Origin of the sequence: Pseudonocardia sp. SID8383, assembly GCF_009864975.1 — a bacterium.
Taxonomy (GTDB): domain Bacteria; phylum Actinomycetota; class Actinomycetes; order Mycobacteriales; family Pseudonocardiaceae; genus Pseudonocardia; species Pseudonocardia alni.
This window is the reverse complement of the sequence record NZ_WWFY01001153.1, coordinates 1-19,191: the sequence shown is the minus strand read 5'-3', so window position 1 is coordinate 19,191 and position 19,191 is coordinate 1. Positions and strand designations below refer to the sequence as shown.

The window sequence follows — 19,191 nt, the reverse complement described above, 5'->3', positions numbered from 1 at the left end:
CCGGGGGCGTCGGTGCGCCCGGCGTCGCCGGAGCGGACCGGTGCGGCGGACGGGACCGCGTCACCGGAGCGCTCGTCGAGGGCGACACCACCGGTGCCGGTCTCCTCCTCGTCGGGCTCGTCGGCGCGGGTGCGCGGGCGGCCCGCGACCTGGGGCCTGCGGATGCCGCCCGCAGGGCGGCGGCGGGGGGTGGACATGCGGTGACCTCCTGGGGTGGTCGACCTGGGAGCGGGGCGGTGCGGGGCACCGCCGGGGGGCCGGGGGTCGGGCCGGAGGGTCAGCCCGTACCCGGGGTGACCAGCGGCTCCAGTGCGTCGACCTTCCAGCCGTCGTCGGTGCGGACCATGCCGAGCTCGATGCGCTGACGGGTCACGGCGGGCTGACCGCCCTCGGGTGTGACGGTCACGTCGACGCCGGCGAGCACCCGGGCGGTCCCGGCGCGCGGGTCGACCTCGGTCACCGCGGCGTCGGTGACGGTCGCGGCGGTGGTGCGCTTCTGGTCGGTGACCAGCTTGGCGTAGGCGTCGCGGTTGGACACGAACTCGTCGCGGACCGACCCGGCCGAGGACTGGATCCACAGGTCCAGGCCCTTCTGGGCGTCCTTGTGGTCCAGGGTGTTCAGGTTGATCACGGCCTGGCGGGCGTCACGGAGCGCCTCGTCGCGGGCCTCGGCGACCTGGGTGGCGTCGCTGTTCAGCGCGAACAGCCACAGGCCGCCCAGCACGAGCGCGAGCACCGCCGCGACGACGGCGGCCACGGGCAGGGCCCTGGCGAGAGGTCCGGGCGGGGCCTGGCCGCCGTCCGGACCGGTGGCAGGCTCCACGGGCGCGGCACCGTCGGGGGTGTCGGCCGTCGGGTCGGCCTTCGTGTCGGCGTCGGAGCCGGCAACGTCGGTGTTCATCGGGGAGCGTTCCTCCTCCCGGCTGCGGGGGCACAGCCGCTCGGCGACCGCACCGGGCGGCCGTGGGCCGGCCGTGGGGGTCCGCGCCGTCCGGCGGACGGCGGTCCCCCGCGGTCGTCGTGCCGGCCGGGCCCGGGTGTGGACCGGCCGTCGTGCCGGTCACGCCCCGGACGGGGCGCGACCGTCGTGCTCAACCGCCCAGGATCTGGGCGAAGCTCGTCACCAGGCCCGGCGTCGCGACCCGCTCGGCACGGTCGTCGCCGAGCGACCCGGCGTTCGGCCGCGGGGCCGGCCCGTCGGCGGTGTCGCCGCCGTAGTGACCGTCACCGTGGCCGCCGAACCCCGAGTTGCCGGAGTAGTCCGGCACCTCGAGCGGCTGGGGCCTCTGGACATTCTGCATTCCGCGCACGTTGGTGGGGCTTCCGGGGGGCTCGGTGCACCGGGCGTCCTCGTTCACCGGTCGCTCGGAGACGTCGAGGCCACCGCGGTTGGGCGTGCCCTCGTAGCCACGGGTGCAGACCGGCGGGTCGGCGATGTTGACGACCAGGCCGAGGTGTGCCGTCCCGTCGCCGGGCACGACCTTCGGCGCGACGGCCACCAGGCCGGGGTAGGTCACGAGCAGCTGGCGCAGGCCCGCCTGGCGCGGGGCCAGCAGCTCGGTCACCGTCCGCAGGTTCGCGATCGACTCGCCGAGCCCGGGACCGCTCTCCCGGATCAGGCCGCTGACCTGGTCGCCCAGGCGCGGGCCGTCGTCGATGATCCGGCGCAGGTCCGGATCGGACTGCTTCAGCTGCTCGGTGACCTCGCGCAGGCCGCGGCTGAACTCCTGGAACTGCGGGGCCACCTCGTTCTGCGTGGTGAGCACCGGGCGGGCGTCGCGGATCAGCGCGGTCGTCTGCGGCAGCGCGTCGGTGGCGGCCCGGGTGAACTCCCCGGTGGTGTCGAGCAGCTGCTGCAGCGGCTGCGCGGTGCCCTCGAAGCCCTGGCCGAGCTCGCGGACGACCGTCTGCAGCGAGTCCTTCGGCACCGTCGACACGAGCTGGTCCAGCTCGGTGAGGAAGGTGTTGATCTGGACCGGGGTCCGGGTGCGGTCCTGCGGGATGACCGAGCCGGAGGCGAGCGCCTCGCCGCCGTCGGCCACCGGCTGGAGGTCGACGTACTGCTCACCGATCGGCGAGAGGTTCCCGACGACGGCCCGTGCGTCGGCCGGGATGGCCGGCGCGGAGTTCTCGATGTCGAGCTGGACGTCGACGCCGCGGGCGGTCAGCGACAGCTGCCCGACCCGGCCGACGCTCACGCCGCGGTAGGTGACGTCGGCGCCGCTGAAGATCCCGCCGGAGTCGGCGAGCTCCACCGTGACCGGGTACGTCGTCGCCCCGAAGATGCGGTCGAGACCGGCGTAGCGGAAGCCCGCGTAGCCGACCGCCACGACGGTGACGAGCACCAGCGCGGTCAGCTGCCAGCGGACGGTCTTGGTGATCACGATCCGCCTCCGAAGAGTCCGCCGAGCAGGCCGCCGCCACCGGAGCCCTGCTCCGGCGTCGGGCTCGGTGCCGGCGTCGCCGACGGTGCCGGGGTGGCCGGCGCGGTGCCCGAGGCGGGCGGCGCCGGCGCGGTGGTGGGCTGCTCGGTCCCGAGCAGCGGCAGCGCGGGTGCACCCGGGACCGCCGGGGCCGGCTGCCGCGGTGTCGCGCCGAGCAGCGGCGTCAGGAGCTGCGCGGTGGGCGGCAGCTGGGCCAGCTGCGTCGGGTCGAGCGGCAGCCCGAGCTGGTTGGAGTTGAGGATGTTGCGCAGGATCGAACCGAGGTCCAGGTCCAGCTTCACGTAGAGGTTGGCGTAGTCGCCGGCGACGGCGTCGGTGGCCGTGTCGGTGAACGGGATCGACAGCAGCAGCTGCAGCGAGTTCGGCAGGTTCTGGCCGGAGTCGGCCAGGTTCCGCAGCACCGGGCGCAGCGCCTCCAGGTCGACCAGCAGGTCGTCGCGGGACCGGTTGACGACGTTCGTCGCGACACCGGACAGCCGGTCGAGTGCCTGCAGCATGCCGACCAGCTGGTTGCGCTGGGACTCGAGCTCGCGCAGTCCGGGGCTGATGTTCTGCAGGGCGTTCTCGATCTGCGGACGACGCTCGGCGAGGGTGGCCGACAGGCGGTTGAGCCCGTCGAGCGCCCGGTTGATGTCGTCCTTGGAGCTGTCGAGCGAGCCGACGAGCCGGTCGAGGTTGTCCAGCAGCGCCCGCACCTGCGGCTCGCGCCCGGACAGCGCGTTGTTCAGCTCGGTGGAGATGGTCCGGATCTGGGCCACGCCGCCGCCGTTGAGCAGCAGCGACAGGGCGCCGAGGACCTCCTCGACCTCGGCCGCGCGCCCGCTGGCCTGCAGCCCGATCTTCCCGCTCCGGGCGAGGTCGCCCTCGGCGGGAACGGTCGGCCGGGACAGCTCGACGAACTTCTCACCGAGCAGCGAGGTCGTGCGGACCCGCGCGGTGGCGTTGGCCGGGAGCGTGACGTCGCGGTTCACCGCGACGGTGACCAGCGCGTTCCACGACCCCGGCTCGACGGCGACGGTCTCGACCGCGCCGACCGGCACGTCACCGACGCGCACGATCGACTGCGGGACGAGGTCGACGACGTCGGCGAACTCGATCTGCACCGAGTACGGGTCGTCGCCCAGGTTCGCGCCACCGGGCAGCGGGATGCCCCGCAGGCCGCCGTCCACCGCGCCGCAGCCGCCCGCGAACAGGGCCACGGCGGTCAGCAGCGCCGACACCCGGCCGACACGGCCGCTGGAGCCGATCACGATCCACCTCCGAACAGGCCGAACAGTCCGCCGTCCCCGCGCCCCTCGGTCTCGGGGACCGGGGTGGGAGTGGCCTGCGGGGCCGTCGTCGTCGACGGCGCCGGGGTGGCCGGGGCGCCGGTGGCACCCGGTGCGGGCTGCCCACCGGGGGCGGGAGCCTGCGGGTCGGCCGGGGCGCGCAGCTGCGAGCCCGGGTCGGTCAGCGACAACGGCGAGCCCGGCATCAGTTGGGGCACCGCCGGGTTGACCCCGGAGCCGCCGGCCTGGAGTTGCTCGAGCACCTGCTGCGGGGTCGGCAGCGGCACGGCGCCGTCGAGGATCGGGGCCAGGCCGTCGCACAGGGCGGCGGTGGGCTGGTCCAGGCCACCCGGGATCTGGCCCGCGCCGCGGCGGAGGATCTCGCAGATCGCCACCGGCAGCGGGTAGGCCAGCTCGTTGATGTTGGCCCGGGTGTCGAGGGTCTCCGAGGAGCCGTTGTAGATGTTGGCGAGGTTGCCCAGCGCGGCCGGGGCCACGTCGGCGATCTCGGACAGCGCCCGCTGGTGGTCGACGACCTCCTGCGAGACGCTCGCGAGCTTGTCCACGTTCGACCGCAGCGTCGACCGGTTGTCCTGCACGAAGTCGGCGACCTCCCCGAGCGCGAAGGACAGCTGGTTCAGCGCTCCGCCGAGCTCGCCGCGCTGGCTCGCGAGGAAGCCGGTCACGTCGGCCAGCTTCCCGTTGAGCTCGCGGATGCCGGGGTCGTTCTCCCGCAGCGTCCCGACGAACTTCTGCAGCTCGGTGATGGTGCCGAACAGGTCACCGCTGGAACCGTTCAGCGTCGCCGAGAGCCCACCCAGGTTGCGGATGGTGTCGTTGAGCGCGCGGCCGTTGCCGTCGAGGTTCCTCGCGGTGACGTCCAGGACGTCGTTGAGCGCGCCGTCCTTGTTCGCCCCCTGCGGGCCGAGCGCCCGGGAGAGCTCGGTCGCGGTCCGGGTGAGGTCGTCGACGCCGAGCGGGAACGCGGTGCGCTCCAGCGGGATCGGCTCGCCGTTCCACTCCGGGCCGCCGGTCCACACCGGGGTCAGCTGCACGTAGCGGCCGGTGACCAGGCTCGGCGAGACGACGGCGGCCTTGACGTCGGCGGGCAGGCGCACCTCGTCGTCGGTGATGGTCATGTCGACCCGCACCCGGTCGCCCTCGGGCGTGATCCGGTCGATCTTGCCGACCGGGACGCCGAGCACCCGCACGTCGTTGTCCTGGAACAGCGCGGCGGAGCTGGTGAAGTAGGCGGTGACCGGACGGCCGCCGCCGGAGGTGATCAGCCAGATCGCGCTCGCCACCAGGACGGCGACGACGGCGATCAGAGCACCGAACTGGATCTGGCGCCGGTCGTTGGCCCAGGATCCCATCAGCAGTCACCGCCCAACGGGATGGCCGGCGGGACCAGCCCGCAGACGTAGTTGTCGAACCAGCGGCCGTTGCCGAGGGCGTTGCCGAACACGCGGACGAACACCGCCTCCTTGTCGAGGATCTCGCCGAGGTTGTCGCGGTTCTCCTCGAGCACCGCCAGCACGCGGTCGAGGGTCTCCAGGGCCGGGCGCAGCTGCGCCTGGTTGTCGGCGACGAGGCCGCGCAGCTGGATCGACAGGCGCTGCACGCCGTCGAGCAGGTTCGCGATCGCGTCCTTGCGGCGCTGCAGCTCGCCGAGCAGCAGGTTGCCGTCGTTCACCAGCTTCACGACGTCGCCGCGGCGGTCGGCCAGCGTGGTCGACAGCTGCCGGGTGTTGGCGAGCAGCTTCTTCAGCTCGGCGTCCCGGCTGGAGATCGTGTTCGACAGGCGGGACAGCCCATCGAGGGCCCCGCGGATCTCCGGCGGGGTGTCGCGGAAGGTGTCCGAGAGCGTGGTCAGGCTCGACGCGAGCTGCGTGGTGTCGAGCTGGTCGATCGTGCCGGAGAGGCCGTTGAAGGCGTCGACGACGTCGAACGGGGACTTGGTCCGGTCCCGGCCGATCGGCTGGTCGGGGTCCTGCTCGGCGTCGCCGCGCGGGTCGAGGGCGAGGAACTTGGAGCCGAGCAGCGTGGCGATCTCGATCGAGGCCGTGGTCCGGTTGCCGACCCAGGCGTCCTCGACGGTGAACTCGACCTTCACGTGGTCGCCGTCGAGGGAGACGTCCTGCACCCGGCCCGCCTCGACCCCGGCCACGGTGACGCGGTCGTTGGCCTGCAGGCCCGCCGCCTCGGGGAACTCCGCGGTGTAGCGGGTGGCCCCGGAGAAGATCGCCTCGTAGTTGAACGCGGCCAGTGTCAGCGCCGCGATCAGCACGAGTCCGATCACCGCCGTCAGGACGGGGCGCTTCTGCCCTGCCTGTGCCATCAGTTGCCTCCCGGCTGCAGCGCTGCGGTCGGGTCGCTGCTGGAGTCGACCGGGCCACGGCCGGCCGCCTGGTCCAGCAGGCCGCCGACCGACTCGGTGGTCGGCTCACGCATCAACGGGTTGTCCTCGGCGCGGTTGTCCGCGGGGTCGCCGGGCTGCGAGCCGTCGGTCGGGACGGTGTTGCCGGCCCCGATCCCGGACGGGTCCGGGCCGCAGCGCCGCTCGGGGTTGCGGATCGGGCCGATGCCCAGGTCCTCCAGCGAGGTCGGCTGCAGGATCGGCGAGATGCCGATCTGGCCGTCGAGGCCGCAGAGGTAGAAGTTGAACCAGCTGCCGTGCGAGCCGACGCGGGCGATCCGGTTCAGCTTGAACGGCGTGTACTGCAGGAACCGCTCGATCGCGGGGCGGCCCTGGTCGAGCTGGGTCGCGAGGTCGCCGAGGTTGCGGATGTCGTCGCGCAGCGGCGGTCGGGCGTCCTCCAGGAACGACCCCGTGACCTGGGTCAGCTCGCCGATGGACTGGATCGCGTTGCCGATGGGCTCGCGATCCTGGGCCAGCCCGGACACCAGCGCCTGCAGCGAGCTGATCAGCTCGTTGAGGCCCTCGTCGTTGCGGTTGACGGTGTCGAGGGTCAGGTTCAGGTTGTCGATGACCTGGCCGATGACCTGGTCGCGGTCGGCGATCGAGTTGGTCAGCGACGACGTCGAAGCCAGCAGGCTCTGCACCGTGCCGCCCTCGCCCTGCAGGACCTGGACGATCTCCATCGACAGCTTGTTGATCTGGTCCGGGTCCAGGCCCTGGAACAGCGGCTGGAAGCCGTTGAACAGCACGGTCAGGTTGACCGCGGGGCGGGTCCGGTCGATCGGGATCTGGCCGCCGGCGGGGAGGTCCTCACCGGTCGGGCCCGCGCCCTGGTCCAGCGCCATGTACCGCTGGCCGATGAGGTTCTTGTACTTCAGGGTCGCGCTGACCGTCGACGGCAGCGGGGTGGACGAGTCGACGTCGAACGCCACCTCGGCGACCCGCTGGTCGACGATGCGGACGTCCTTGATCGATCCGACGACGACGCCGGCGATGCGGACGTCGTCGCCGGCCAGCAGGCCGGTCGCGTCGCTGAACCGGGCGGTGTACTCGGTGACCTGGCCGCCCCGGGCGTTCGCGATGGTCAGGCCGAGCAGCGTGGTGCCCAGCGCTGTGACCAGCGCGAAGACCAGGAACTTGACCAGCGCCGAGATCGGGAGCCTACTCACGTCAGCGTCACCTCCGTGCCGCGCAGGAGCGGGCCGACCATCGTGCTGCTCCAGGCCGGCACGGCCTGCGGGGAGCCGCCCTGGTGGGCTGCCAGCAGCTGCGCGACGACGTCCTGCTCGCCGGCGGAGTTCGCGACGCCCATGTCGATCGAGCCGCTCTGGTGCGTCCCGTCGTAGGACGACGGCTGGATGCCTGCCTGGCCGAGCGTGGTGGTCAGCGGGGGGAGCACGCCCGCGCCGTTCTGCGCGCTCTGGTCCTGGATGAGACCGAAGCTGTCGGTGCCGTCGTAGGTGCCGAAGGTGTCGACCCCGAAGTCCTCGGGGTTGCCCATCGGCTGCCCGGCCGGGGCCGGGCCCGGGACGGAGCCGTCCCGGAACGGGCCGTCCGGCGGGTACTGGGTGCCGGTCGGGACCGGGATCGGGTAGCAGCGCGGACCGCGGTCGTCGCCGTACTCGGGCTCGTCCTGGTTCGGCAGGTACTTGCCCTTGCTGGCCACGATCTCGAGGGTGAAGTTGAAGCCGACCCGGTCGGTGCCCGGCCGGAGCGCGTCGTTGATCTTCGGGATCAGCTCGACGAGCTGGCGGGTCAGACAGGGGAACTCCGGCGAGTACCGGGCCAGGGTCTCCAGCGTCGGCCGGCTCGCGGCGGAGAGCCCGATGATGTTCTCGCCGTTCGCGTCGAGGAAGGCCCGCAGGTCGTCCGAGGCACCGGTGATGGAGCGGTAGAGGTTCCGCAGACCCTCGCGCTTCTCGACGATGGTACGGCTGGTGACCGTGAGGTTGTCGAGCGCGTCGAGCAGGTCGGGCGCGGCCTGGTTCAGGTTGTCGGAGAAGGTCGCCAGCTGGCGGATGTCCTCCTGCAGGTCCGGCACGGCCGGGTTCAGGCCCTCGACCAGCGTGTTCAGCTGGGTTAGGGTCTCGCCGAGCTGGTCGCCCCGGCCCTGCAGTGCCTGGGAGAGCGAGCCGAGCGTGGTCGCCAGGTCCTGCGGGCGGACGGTCTGCAGCAGCGGCAGCAGCTCGTCGAGCACCCGCTCGACCTCCAGCGCGGCCTGGCTGCGGTCCTCGGGGATGACGTCGCCCGCGGCCAGCCGGGCCGTCGACGGCGCGGCCGGCGGGACCAGCGACACGAACTTCTCGCCGAACAGCGTCTTGGGCAGCAGCTGAGCGGTGACGTTCTCCGGGATCTGGTCGAGGAACTGCGGATCCATCGACATCTCGATGCTGGTGTTCGTGCCGTTCGAGACGACCTGGTCGACCTGCCCGACGATCAAGCCGTTGACCTTGACGTCGGAACGCTCCTGCATCTGGGTGCCGACCCGGGCGACGTTCAGGGTCACCGGGACACCGGAGGAGAAGGCGCCGACGTACTGGGCGACGGCCAGCCCGAGCAGGACGACGATGACCGTGACGAAGGCCAGGCCCTGCAGCACACGCTTCGGGGACCTCATCCGGCCACCCGCACCGAGGTCGAGGTGCCGAACATGACCAGAGTCAGGAAGAAGTCCAGGATGGCGGTGCTCACGATCGACAGCCGCACCGCGCGACCGACCGCGACGCCGACGCCGGCCGGTCCGCCCTTGGCGGAGTAGCCGTAGTGGCAGTGGATCAGGATGATCACCGTCGCGAACACGATCACCTTGAGGTAGGACAGCAGTACGTCACTGACCGGCAGGAACAGGTCGAAGTAGTGGTCGTAGGTACCACCGGGCAGACCGTTGATCAGCGTGACGTTGATCCGCGAGGCGGCGTAGCTGGCGAGCAGGCCGAGCGTGTAGATCGGGATGATCGCGACGATGCCGGCGACCACCCGGGTGGTCACCAGGTAGGGCACCGAGGGCACCGCCATGACCTCCAGCGCGTCGATCTCCTCGGAGATCCGCATGGCGCCCAGCTGGGCGGTGAAGCCCGCGCCGAGCGTCGCGGTCAGCGCCGAGGCGGCGACCAGCGGGGCGATCGAGCGGGTGTTGAAGTAGGCGGTGATGAAGCCGGTCAGCGCCTCGACGCCCAGGGCGTCCAGGGCGCGGAAGCCCTGCAGGCCGACCAGCGAGCCGACGAACAGCGACAACGACGCCATCACGCCGACGGTCCCGAGGATGACGATCAGCGCGCCGGAGCCGAAGGAGACCTCGGCGAGCAGCCGGGCGACCTCCTTCTTGTACCGGGTCAGCGTCTTCGGGATCCAGAGGATCGACCGGACGTAGAGCGACAGCTGGTCGCCGAGCTCCTCGAGCTGGTTCAGCGGCGCCTGGGCGGCCCGTCGGGCCCGCGTTCCGAGTGGGGTGGCCATGGATCAGAAGCCCTTCGGCGGGACGAGCTCGAGGTACAGGGCGGTGAGCACGAGGTTGATCAGGAAGACGAGCACGAAGGAGATGACGACGGCCTGGTTCACCGCGTCACCGACACCCTTCGCGCCGGGCGGCGGGTTGAGGCCGCGGAAAGCGGCGACGACACCGGCGACGATGCCGAACAGGAACGCCTTCAGCTCCGACACGACGATGTCGCTGACCTGCGCGATCGCCGAGAAGCTGTTGATGTACGCACCGGGCGACCCGCCCTGGATGATCACGTTGAAGAAGTAGCCGCCCGCGACGCCGACGCAGGTCGCGAGCCCGTTCAGGACCAGCGCGGTGATGCCCATGGCGAGCACCCGCGGCACGACCAGGCGCTGGATCGGCGAGATGCCGAGCACCTCCATCGCCGCGATCTCCTCACGGATGGTCCGGGCTCCGAGGTCCGCGCAGACCGCGGAGCCACCGGCGCCGGAGATCAGCAGTGCGGTGACGATGGGGGCGGCCTGCTGCACGATCGCGAGGACCGCGCCGGCGCCGGTCTGGGACTGGGCGCCGAACTGGCGGGTCAGCTCACCGAGCAGCAGCGCGATCGTCGCGCCGAAGGGGATGGTGAACAGGGCGGTCGGCAGCGCCGAGACCTTGGTGACGAACCAGGTCTGCTCGACGAGCTCGCGCCACTGGAACGGCCGGCGCAGTCCCTGGCGGCCGATCTCGGCGAACAGGCCGAAGAACTTGCCGACCGGGGTGAGCGCCCGCGTGACGGGGCTGGGGATGCTCACCGGTCACCGCCGGAGAGCTGGTGACGACCGCCCGGGTCGGGGGTGTCGTCGGTGATGCGCGGGTGGATGTCGGTGGGACGGTCGTCGCTCACCGTCGCGCCGCTGCGGTCCATCTGGCGGGTGGTGCCGTCCTGCGACGGACCGCCGCCGGCCTGCGCGTCGCTGTCGGCGTGCTGCTCCCGGATCGCCTCCTGCGCCGAGGACGGCAGCTCGTGCAGCATCGCCTCCACCCGCTCCCGACGACGGTGCACCGCCTGCCGGTCCGGCATCCCCGTCGACGCCACCAGCTGCGGCTTCATCGGCGGACGCCCCTCCAGCTCACCGGCCTCCTCCATCTCACGGGCGGCCTGCGCGGCGTCCTTCTCCTCCGACATCCCGATCGGCCCCTCACGACGACCGTTCAGGAACTGCGCCACCACCGGCTCGTCGGAGGTCAGCAACACCTCCCGCGGACCGAACATCGCCAGGTGCTTGCGGTAGAGCAGCCCGATGTTGTCCGGCACCGTCTGCGCCGAGTTGATGTCGTGGGTGACGATCAGGAACGTCGAGTCCGTCATCGCGTTCAGATCGATGATCAGCTGGTTCAGATACGCCGTGCGCACCGGGTCCAGACCCGAGTCCGGCTCGTCGAACAGAATGATCTTCGGATCCAGCACCAACGCCCGCGCCAGCCCCGCCCGCTTACGCATACCCCCCGAGATCTCACCCGGCAGCTTGCCCTCGGCACCGACCAGACCGACCATGTCGATCTTCTCCATGACGATGTCGCGGATCGCCGACTCCGACTTGCGCGTGTGCTCCCGCAACGGGAACGCGATGTTGTCGAACAGGTTCATCGACCCGAACAACGCACCGTCCTGGAACAGCACCCCGAACAGCTTCCGGATCTCGTACAGCTCGGACTCCGAGCACTTGCACAGGTCGACGCCCTCGATGACGATCGATCCCCGCTCCGGCTTGAGCAGCCCGATCAGGGACTTCAGGAACACCGACTTACCGGTACCCGACGGTCCGAGCAGCACCGACACCTCGCCCGCGGGCAGCGTCAGGGTCACGTCCGACCAGATGTTGGCCCGACCGAAGGACTTCGTCAGCCCCTCGACCTTCACCTCGACACCGGTCACGTGTCGCCTCCTCGCGCAATAGACCGACGAACCGCACCGGGGCCCGGGAACGCTGGGGAGCGGGGGCCAGTCGTCGGTGCTGAACGGCACAACGAGTCTGCGCGTCGGAAGTTACTGGCGGGTCGGCGGGGTCGCCGACCGGTGACCATTCCGTAATCTACATTATGATTACCGTGGGTTACAGATTACCGTGCGATGTTGCGGACCGTGGGTAACAGTGCTCCCGGCCGGGCAGCAGGGCTGGTCCGAACGGCCCGATTGCCGCGGTACGACCGAGTCGGCAACCACGCCCCCACCCGCACGGTGGATCACCCGATCGGCGGCGTCACGTGCGGGGCGTGCGACAGGATGAGGCGCTGGTAGTCGTCGAACAGGGCACGCAGGAGATCCCGGTCGCGGGGGTCGCAGGTCTGCTGGTAGCCGGCCATCAGCGAGATGCCGAAGACGGCGAGCCTGCGGGCGTCGTCCGGGTCGGGCACGACGTCGGCCACCACCTGCTCCAGCGCGATCCGGCGCTGCACGTCCACCCGCGCCTGGGCGCGGCCGACCTCGGGGTCGATCTGCGCCCACGCCCGGATCGCGGCCTCGGCGTCGTGCCGCAGGGCCACCGTGAGCTGCTTGACCACGTCGATCCGCTCGACCGGGTCCGCGGTCGCCCGGGCCAGCTCGACGATCCGGTCGGTCTGCTCGGCCTCCCAGTAGCGCAGCAGGCCACGGACGAAGCCCGCCCAGCCGCCGAAGTGGTGGTAGAACGACCCGCTGGTCACGCCGAGCGACCGGCACAACGGACCGATCTTGAGCCCGGCCGCGCCCTCGCGCGCGAGGATCGACATCGCGGCGTCGTAGTACTGCTCGGCAGCGATCTGCCGCCCCGCTCTCCTGGCCACCCGCCCGCCCCCTCTCCACGACCCGTGCCGACCCACCAGGGTGCCACGCCGGACGCGTGTCCGATCAGAAGACCCTGCGCAGCAGGCGTTCGGTCCGCCCGTCGTAGGGCGGGTAGACGATGCCGGGATCGGGCCGGGCCGGCTTGCGCAGCACCGCCCGCCGGTGCGAGAAGGTCTCGAACCCGAACCGCCCGTGGTAGGCGCCGGAACCGCTGCGTCCCACTCCCCCGAAGGGCAGCCGGGGCACCAGCACGTGGGCCATCAGGTGGTTGACGACGGTCGCCCCGGCGGGGACCTCGCGGGTGACCCGCTCCGCGGTGCGCGACGAGCCGGTGAACACGTAGGCGGCCAGGGGCTTCGGACCGGCGTTGACGTGCGCGATCGCGGCGTCGACACCGTCGACGGTCAGCACCGGCAGGATCGGGCCGAAGATCTCCTCGGTCATCAGCCGTGACCCCGGCCGCGGGTCGAGCACGACCGTCGGCTCCCCGGTGCGGGTCTCCGGATCGATCGTCCCGCCGGCCACCACGGTGCCCCCGTGGTCGTCGGCGAGCAGGCCCGCGAGTCGCGCCGCCTGCCGGGCGTCGACGATCCGCACGCCCCTGCCCGCGCCGCCGCGCATCCGCGCGGTCTCGGCGACGAGCAGCTCGACCAGCTCGTCGCGGACGGCGGAGTCGACGAGCAGGTAGTCCGGGGCGACACAGGTCTGGCCGGAGTTCATGAGCTTGGTCCAGGCGATCCGGCGCGCGGCGACCTCGACGTCGGCGTCCGCGGCGACGATCACCGGGCTCTTCCCGCCCAGCTCGAGCGTGACCGGGGTCAGGTGCGGCGCCGCGGCGGCCATCACCTTCGCCCCGACCTCCGGGCTACCGGTGAAGAACGCGTGGTCCAGGCCCTGCGCGAGCAGCTCCTGGGTCTCCCCCGGCCCCCCGGTGACGACGGCGACGGCGTCCGGATCGGTGTAGCGCGGCAGCAGCCGAGCGAGCACCTCGGCGGTCGCGGGCGCGTACTCCGACGGCTTCACCACGGCGCAGTTCCCGGCCGCGAACGCGGCCACCAGCGGCGCGAGCGTGAGGTACGCCGGGTAGTTCCACGGCCCGATGACCAGCACGACCCCGAGCGGCTCGTGCACCCAGCGCGCCGACCCCGGTTGCACCGACAGCGGCAGACCGACCCGGTGCGGGCGCATCCAGCGGCGCAGGCGCCTCCGGGCGTGGCGGGGCTCCGCGACGGTCGGGGCCAGGTCGGCCATCCACGCCTCGACGCGGGGACGGCCGACGTCCGCGGCCAGGGCCGCGACGAACTCGTCCTCGGCCTCGGTGAGCATCCGCTCCAGACCGCCCAGCTGGCGCAGCCGCCAGCTCCGGTCACGGGTCCGGCCACCACGGAACGTGGCGCGCAGCCGGGCCACCTGCTCGGCGACGGACGGCCCGCCGGTGTCCGCTCCCACGGCCCCGGTGGTCCCACCGGTCTCGGTCACGCTCATCGGCGGCTCTCCCACGTCGTCGAGGTCGGGTACTTCCCCAGTAACGTAATCTACGTTACGTTCCGGGTTCAAGGTCACACACTCACGACGACGTGGAGGAACCGTGCCCGGATTCGCCGACGAGGACGAGCTGTACCGCTACATCGGTGGCATCTTCGAGGCCGCACTGGCCGACCCCGAACTGGAGCCCAAGCTCCGCGGCACCGGACTGGTCCTGCGCCAGCAGTGCACCGACCCCGACTCCGCGCTGATCATCGACCTGCCCGGGGCGAAGGTCTGGAAGGGCTCCGACGCCGGCGCCCCCGAACCGCAGGCCACGATGACCATGTCCACCGAGACCGCGAACGCCTACTGGCAGGGCACGGTCAACCTGACCTTCGCCATGGCCAAGGGCAAGGTGAAGGTCGACGGCACCGTCACCAAGCTCCTGCAGCTCGCGCCGCTGTCCAAGCGCCTGTTCCCGACCTACGTCGAGCGTCTCAAGGCCGACGGCCGCGAGGACCTCCTGGTCACCACGTGAGCCGCCGGATACTGGTGACCGGTGCCGCGTCCGGGATCGGTGCCGAGGTCGCGCACCGGTTCGTCGACGCCGGCGACGAGGTCGTCTCGCTGGACCTGAAGGACACCCCCGTCGGCGTCGCGCGGCACGTGCACTGCGATCTGTCCGACGTCGCGTCGATCGACGCCGCCGTCGCCGCCCTGGACGGGGAGTTCGACGCCCTCTGCAACGTGGCCGGGGTGCCCGGCACCGCGCCTGCGGAGCTCGTGCTGCGGGTGAACCTGCTCGGGCTCCGTCACCTGACCGAGTCGGTCGTCGAACGGATCCGCCCCGGTGGCGCGATCGTGAACGTCGCCTCCATCGCCGGCTACGGCTGGGCCGACCGGCTGGCGGCGCTGCGCGAGCTGCTCGCCACCGACACCGTCGACGAGGGGCTCGCCTGGTTCGCCGAGCACCCGCAGGCGGGCAACGCCTACAACTTCTCGAAGGAGGCCCTGATCGTCTACACGATGCTCATGGCCCCCGTGTTCGGCGAGAACGGGGTGCGGATGAACGCCGTCTGCCCCGGACCGGTCGAGACGCCCATCCTCGGCGACTTCGAGGAGTCCATGGGCAAGGAGAACCTCGACGCGCTCGCCGCGTTCCTCGGCAGGCACGCGGCCCCCGCCGACATCGCCGGACCGGTGCTGTTCCTGGCCGGCCCGGAGTCCGCCTGGATCAACGGGCACGCGCTCGTCGCCGACGGCGGCATCAGCGGTGCCGTGCTGACGGGCATGATCCCCCCACCCGAGATCTGATCCGGTTCCGACGACGCAACCGCGAGGAGGCAACCCCGTGACCACGACGGAGAAGCGCCCGTACGACCCGCTCGACATCTCCACCCAGGCGTTCTGGGCACAGCCCCCGGACGCCCGCGAGAAGCGGTTCGCCGAGCTGCGCCGCGAGCGCCCGCTGTCCTGGCACCCGCCCGCCGAGACCGATCTGCTGCCCGACCCGGACGCCCCGGGGTTCTGGGCGCTGGTCACCCACGCCGACATCCAGGCCGTCAGCCGCGACGCCGAGACCTTCGCGTCCGGCCAGCAGTACGGCGGCGTGATGCTGGAGGACGTGCCCGAGGACATGCTGGAGGCCGCGCACTCCATCCTCGCGATGGACGCACCGCGCCACCACCGCCAGCGCAAGGTCATCAGCTCGGTGTTCACCCCGCGCCGGGTCCGGCAGATCGAGGAGCAGATCGCCGAGCAGGCCCGGCTCATCGTCGACGACCTGCTCGCCGGCGACGGCTCGGCGGACTTCGTGACCGCGGTCGCGGCGCGGCTGCCGATGTGGACGATCTCGCAGATGATCGGCATCCCGCCGGAGAAGCAGCAGGAGGTCGCCGACGCCGCCAACGCCATGGTCGGCTGGAACGACCCGGACTACATCGGCGAGGGCGACCCGATGGCGGTGCTGCTCAACGGGCTGATGACGCTGCACACGGCGTCGTTCGAGCTGTCCGCGCTGCGCCGCGAGTCCCCCGCGGACGACCTGATGACCGCTCTGGTGCAGGCCGAGGTCGACGGCGACGCGCTGACCGACGAGGAGATCGCGGCGTTCTTCGTCCTGCTCTGCGTCGCGGGCAACGACACCACCCGGCAGACCTCCAGCCACGCGATCCTCGCGCTGGACCGCAACCCCGGGCAGAAGCGGCTGCTGACCGAGGAGTTCGACGACCGGATCACGCCGGCCGTCGAGGAGTTCGTCCGCTGGGCCAGCCCCGTGCTGACCTTCCGGCGTACCGCGACCCGGGACACCGAGATCCGCGGGCAGCGGATCGCCGAGGGCGAGCGGGTCGTGATGTTCTACCACTCCGGCAACCGCGACGACGCCGTGTTCGCCGACCCGCACGTCTTCGACATCACCCGCGCCGAGAACCCGCACGTCGGCTTCGGCGGCGGCGGCCCGCACTTCTGCCTGGGCCACCACCTGGCCAGGACCCAGCTGCGGGCGCTGTTCCACCAGCTGCTCACCCGCGTCCCGGACCTGTCGGTCGGCGAGCCGGAGTGGCTGACCGGCAACTTCATCAACGGCATCAAGCGGCTGCCGGTCACCTTCGGGACGGGCTCGTGAAGCTCGGCCTGGCACTCGGCTACTGGGGTGCCGGGCCGCCGCCGGGGACCGTGGAGAAGGTCGACGCCGCCGAGGACCTCGGCTTCGACTCGATGTGGACGGCCGAGGCCTACGGCTCGGACGCGTTCACCCCGCTGTCCTGGCTCGGTTCCCGGACCACGCGGATGCGCCTGGGCACCTCGGTCGTGCAGATGTCCGCGCGCACCCCGACCGCGACGGCGATGGCCGCCATGACCCTGGACCACCTGTCCGGCGGCCGGATGGTGCTGGGCATCGGCGCGTCCGGGCCGCAGGTCGTCGAGGGGTGGTACGGGCAGCCGTACCCGAAGCCGCTGGCCCGCACCCGGGAGTACGTGGCGGTCCTGCGGGACACGATCGCCCGGGAGAAGGTCGGCTCCGACGGGCCGCACTACCCGATCCCGTACCCGGGCGGCACCGGGCTGGGCAAGCCGCTGCGCTCGACGCTGCACCCGTACCGGACCGACCTGCCGATCCTGCTCGCGGCCGAGGGCCCGAAGAACGTCGCGCTGGCCGCCGAGATCGCCGACGGCTGGCAGCCGCTGTTCTACGCGCCCCGGCACGACGCGCACTACCGGGAGTCCCTCGACGCCGGGTTCGCCGCCCGCGGCGGGCGCCCGGACGGCTTCGAGGTCGTCTGCATGGTGCAGGTCGTCATCGACGACGACGTCGAGGCCGCCGCGGACCGGATCCGCCCGTTCCTCGCGCTCTACATCGGCGGGATGGGCGCCAAGGGCGCGAACTTCCACTACGAGGTCTTCGCCCGCATGGGCTACGACGACGAGTGCTCCCGCATCCAGGAGCTCTACCTGGGCGGGGACAAGGACGCGGCCGCGAAGGCCGTCCCGACCTCGATGGTCGAGCAGGTGGCCCTGATCGGCCCGAGGGCGAAGATCGCCGAGGAGCTGCCGGTGTTCCGCGACTCGCTGGTCACGACGATGGTCGTCGACGGCACCCCGGAGCACCTGCGCACCGTGCGCGAGCTCGTCGACGGCTGACCCGCTCCCCCACACCGACGGCCCCGGTCCCGCTCGTGAGGGCCGGGGCCGTCGGTGCGCGCCGGGGGCGGTCAGTAGCGGATCAGTCCGCGGATGTTGCGTCCGGAGCGCATGTCCTCGTAGCCCTCGTTGACCTGGTCGAGGGTGTACTCCTTGGTGATCAGCTCACGGAGCTTGAGGTGGCCGAGGTTGTGCATCTCCAGCAGCCGGGGGATGTCGAACTGGGCCGCGGAGCTGCCGAACAGCGCGCCGCGGATCTGCTTCTCGTAGAGCGTGAGGTCGAGCAGCGACAGCGACGCCGTCTCCTCCTCGGCCCGGGCCAGCGCGGTGACGACGACCCGGCCGCGCTTGCCGACCAGCTGCAGCGCGGGCTGCAGGTCCTCGCCCATCGCGACGCCCGTGCACAGGACCGCCGCCTCGGCCATCTGCCCGCGGGTCACCTCGCTGACGATCTCCCAGGCCTCGTCGATGCTCGCGGCGACGTGCGTGGCGCCCAGCTCGCGGGAGCGCTCCCGCTTGTGCTCGACCGGGTCGACGGCCACGACGTACCGGCAGCCCGCCGCCCGGGCGCCCTGCACCGCGTTCGCGCCGATGCCGCCGATCCCGATGACCACGGCGGTGTCCCCGGCCCGCAGGTCCGCGGTGCGCACCGAGGAGCCGAAGCCGGTGGTGACGCCGCAGCCGACCAGCGCGGCCAGGTCCAGCGGGAAGCCCTCGTCGATCTTCACGGCGGACTTCACCGGGACCACGGTGTGCCGGGCGAACGTGCCGAGCAGGCACATCTGGCCCAGGTCCTCGCCACGGGCGTGGAACCGGTAGGTGCCGTCGAGCTGCGGGCCGAGGGTGGCGCCGGCGCCGTCGTTGCAGAGGTTCGGCTGGCCCTTGGAGCAGTACGGGCAGCGCCCGCAGGAGGGCAGGAAGGTCATGACGACCGGGTCGCCGACCTCGAGCTCGGTGACGCCCGGGCCGACCTCGATGACCCGGCCCGCGCCCTCGTGGCCGCCGACCATCGGCAGGACCGCGGGCAGGTCACCGGTGACGAGGTGCTCGTCGGAGTGGCACAGCCCCGATGCGGTCAGCTCGACCATCACCTCCCCGGCGTTCGGGGAGTCGAGCTCGACCTCCTCGATCTCCCACTTGCCACCGGGTTCCCACAGCACCGCTGCCGTCGTACGCATGGCGGTCGATCCTGGCCGTGCGGAGACCTCCGGCACAGCCGTCGCCCGCGCCAGCGCTGGCCCCCGGGTGCCAGGGGAGCTCCTCAGGCGCCGGCGAGCGGCAGGGTGAGCCGGGCGACCAGCCCGCCGCCCTCACGCGGGAGCAGGCTCAGCTCACCGTCCATCGCGGACGCAAGCGCCTCGGCGATCCACAGGCCCAGCCCGGCGGTACCGCGGCGCTCCCCCAGGGCGACGCCCTTGGCCGTCACGACGCCCTCCTGACCCGCGGGCAGCCCGGGCCCGCGGTCGCGGACCTCGGCGGTGAGCACGGCACCGTCGTGGGCCAGGTGCAGCTCCACGACCTCGTCGCCGGAGTGCCGGGCGGCGTTCTCGGCCAGGTTCGTGAGCATCCGGCGCAGCCGCTGCGGGTCGCAGTGGACCGCGGCCCCGGCCGGTTCGACGACCGGGTGCCGCCGGTGCGCGGCGATCCCGGCGGCGTCGAGCACGGCGTCGGCCAGCTCGGCGAGCGCGACACGGCGGGGC

18 protein-coding genes and 1 pseudogene are annotated in these 19,191 nt (G+C 72.2%); 4 read left to right on the top strand and 15 right to left on the bottom strand.

The window, feature by feature from the left end:
• The 13 genes and pseudogenes from GTW08_RS28180 to GTW08_RS28120 all read right to left on the bottom strand — a co-directional run.
• A partial coding sequence (locus GTW08_RS28180; protein WP_161152762.1) for a hypothetical protein occupies positions 1-197 on the bottom strand: 197 nt, incomplete at its 3' end.
• A gap of 80 nt (positions 198-277) precedes the next feature.
• Positions 278-901, bottom strand: a complete 624-nt coding sequence (locus tag GTW08_RS28175; RefSeq protein WP_161152761.1) for a hypothetical protein — start codon at positions 899-901, stop codon at positions 278-280.
• A gap of 190 nt (positions 902-1,091) precedes the next feature.
• Positions 1,092-2,384 carry an MCE family protein gene (locus GTW08_RS28170; protein ID WP_161152760.1) on the bottom strand — a complete coding sequence of 431 codons (1,293 nt, stop codon included), beginning with the start codon at positions 2,382-2,384 and terminating at the stop codon, positions 1,092-1,094.
• Positions 2,381-3,694, bottom strand: coding sequence for an MCE family protein (locus GTW08_RS28165; RefSeq protein ID WP_161152759.1), 1,314 nt, complete (start codon positions 3,692-3,694; stop codon positions 2,381-2,383). Before GTW08_RS28165 ends, GTW08_RS28170 begins: the two co-directional genes overlap by 4 nt.
• Positions 3,691-5,085 (bottom strand): MCE family protein, encoded by a 1,395-nt coding sequence (locus GTW08_RS28160; RefSeq protein WP_161152758.1) that lies wholly within the window; start codon positions 5,083-5,085, stop codon positions 3,691-3,693. Before GTW08_RS28160 ends, GTW08_RS28165 begins: the two co-directional genes overlap by 4 nt.
• Positions 5,085-6,050: an MCE family protein gene (locus tag GTW08_RS28155; protein WP_161152757.1), complete on the bottom strand. Its 966-nt coding sequence runs from the start codon at positions 6,048-6,050 to the stop codon at positions 5,085-5,087. Before GTW08_RS28155 ends, GTW08_RS28160 begins: the two co-directional genes overlap by 1 nt.
• 272 nt (positions 6,051-6,322) lie before the next feature.
• Positions 6,323-7,300, bottom strand: a pseudogene (locus tag GTW08_RS28150) (MCE family protein); the annotation flags it as partial.
• Complete coding sequence (locus GTW08_RS28145) at positions 7,297-8,748, bottom strand: MCE family protein (protein WP_161152755.1); 1,452 nt, start codon at positions 8,746-8,748, stop codon at positions 7,297-7,299. The gene GTW08_RS28145 and the pseudogene GTW08_RS28150, both read right to left, overlap by 4 nt.
• The gene (locus tag GTW08_RS28140) at positions 8,745-9,587 is read right to left on the bottom strand and encodes an MlaE family ABC transporter permease (RefSeq protein WP_161152754.1); all 843 of its coding nucleotides are present in this window, start codon (positions 9,585-9,587) and stop codon (positions 8,745-8,747) included. The genes GTW08_RS28145 and GTW08_RS28140 overlap by 4 nt, the downstream gene beginning before the upstream one ends.
• A gap of 3 nt (positions 9,588-9,590) precedes the next feature.
• A complete protein-coding gene (locus GTW08_RS28135; protein ID WP_161152753.1) occupies positions 9,591-10,370 on the bottom strand; it encodes an MlaE family ABC transporter permease in 780 nt (259 codons plus the stop codon).
• The gene (locus GTW08_RS28130; RefSeq protein ID WP_161152752.1) at positions 10,367-11,494 is read right to left on the bottom strand and encodes an ATP-binding cassette domain-containing protein; all 1,128 of its coding nucleotides are present in this window, start codon (positions 11,492-11,494) and stop codon (positions 10,367-10,369) included. The genes GTW08_RS28135 and GTW08_RS28130 overlap by 4 nt, the downstream gene beginning before the upstream one ends.
• Before the next feature lie 308 nt (positions 11,495-11,802).
• Positions 11,803-12,381, bottom strand: a complete 579-nt coding sequence (locus GTW08_RS28125; RefSeq protein WP_161152751.1) for a TetR/AcrR family transcriptional regulator — start codon at positions 12,379-12,381, stop codon at positions 11,803-11,805.
• A gap of 64 nt (positions 12,382-12,445) precedes the next feature.
• Complete coding sequence (locus GTW08_RS28120) at positions 12,446-13,867, bottom strand: aldehyde dehydrogenase family protein (RefSeq protein ID WP_161152750.1); 1,422 nt, start codon at positions 13,865-13,867, stop codon at positions 12,446-12,448.
• A gap of 103 nt (positions 13,868-13,970) precedes the next feature.
• Between GTW08_RS28120 and GTW08_RS28115 the strand changes: the two genes are divergently transcribed.
• The 4 genes from GTW08_RS28115 to GTW08_RS28100 are packed head-to-tail and all read left to right on the top strand — an operon-like array spanning position 13,971 to position 17,491.
• Positions 13,971-14,387, top strand: coding sequence for an SCP2 sterol-binding domain-containing protein (locus tag GTW08_RS28115; RefSeq protein WP_062397883.1), 417 nt, complete (start codon positions 13,971-13,973; stop codon positions 14,385-14,387).
• A complete protein-coding gene (locus tag GTW08_RS28110; RefSeq protein ID WP_161152749.1) occupies positions 14,384-15,163 on the top strand; it encodes a coniferyl-alcohol dehydrogenase in 780 nt (259 codons plus the stop codon). Before GTW08_RS28115 ends, GTW08_RS28110 begins: the two co-directional genes overlap by 4 nt.
• Before the next feature lie 37 nt (positions 15,164-15,200).
• Entirely contained in the window at positions 15,201-16,475 is a 1,275-nt protein-coding gene (locus tag GTW08_RS33105) for a cytochrome P450 (RefSeq protein WP_161152748.1), read from the top strand.
• The gene (locus tag GTW08_RS28100) at positions 16,472-17,491 is read left to right on the top strand and encodes an LLM class F420-dependent oxidoreductase (protein WP_161152747.1); all 1,020 of its coding nucleotides are present in this window, start codon (positions 16,472-16,474) and stop codon (positions 17,489-17,491) included. Before GTW08_RS33105 ends, GTW08_RS28100 begins: the two co-directional genes overlap by 4 nt.
• 71 nt (positions 17,492-17,562) lie before the next feature.
• Here the strand turns inward: GTW08_RS28100 and GTW08_RS28095 are convergent, their stop codons facing one another.
• Positions 17,563-18,669, bottom strand: a complete 1,107-nt coding sequence (locus tag GTW08_RS28095) for an NDMA-dependent alcohol dehydrogenase (protein WP_062397886.1) — start codon at positions 18,667-18,669, stop codon at positions 17,563-17,565.
• An 83-nt stretch (positions 18,670-18,752) separates the two neighbouring features.
• Positions 18,753-19,191: sensor histidine kinase (locus tag GTW08_RS28090; protein ID WP_161152746.1), on the bottom strand; the 439-nt coding region annotated here is incomplete at its 5' end.

Excerpts from the sequence above, each read along its gene's own strand:
- GTW08_RS28175 (WP_161152761.1), bottom strand. The coding sequence starts at position 901 with ATGAACACCGACGTTGCCGGCTCCGACGCCGACACGAAGGCCGACCCG.
- GTW08_RS28160 (WP_161152758.1), bottom strand. The coding sequence starts at position 5,085 with ATGGGATCCTGGGCCAACGACCGGCGCCAGATCCAGTTCGGTGCTCTG.
- GTW08_RS28155 (WP_161152757.1), bottom strand. The coding sequence starts at position 6,050 with ATGGCACAGGCAGGGCAGAAGCGCCCCGTCCTGACGGCGGTGATCGGA.
- GTW08_RS28145 (WP_161152755.1), bottom strand. The coding sequence starts at position 8,748 with ATGAGGTCCCCGAAGCGTGTGCTGCAGGGCCTGGCCTTCGTCACGGTC.
- GTW08_RS28140 (WP_161152754.1), bottom strand. The coding sequence starts at position 9,587 with ATGGCCACCCCACTCGGAACGCGGGCCCGACGGGCCGCCCAGGCGCCG.
- GTW08_RS28120 (WP_161152750.1), bottom strand. The coding sequence starts at position 13,867 with ATGAGCGTGACCGAGACCGGTGGGACCACCGGGGCCGTGGGAGCGGAC.
- GTW08_RS28095 (WP_062397886.1), bottom strand. The coding sequence starts at position 18,669 with ATGCGTACGACGGCAGCGGTGCTGTGGGAACCCGGTGGCAAGTGGGAG.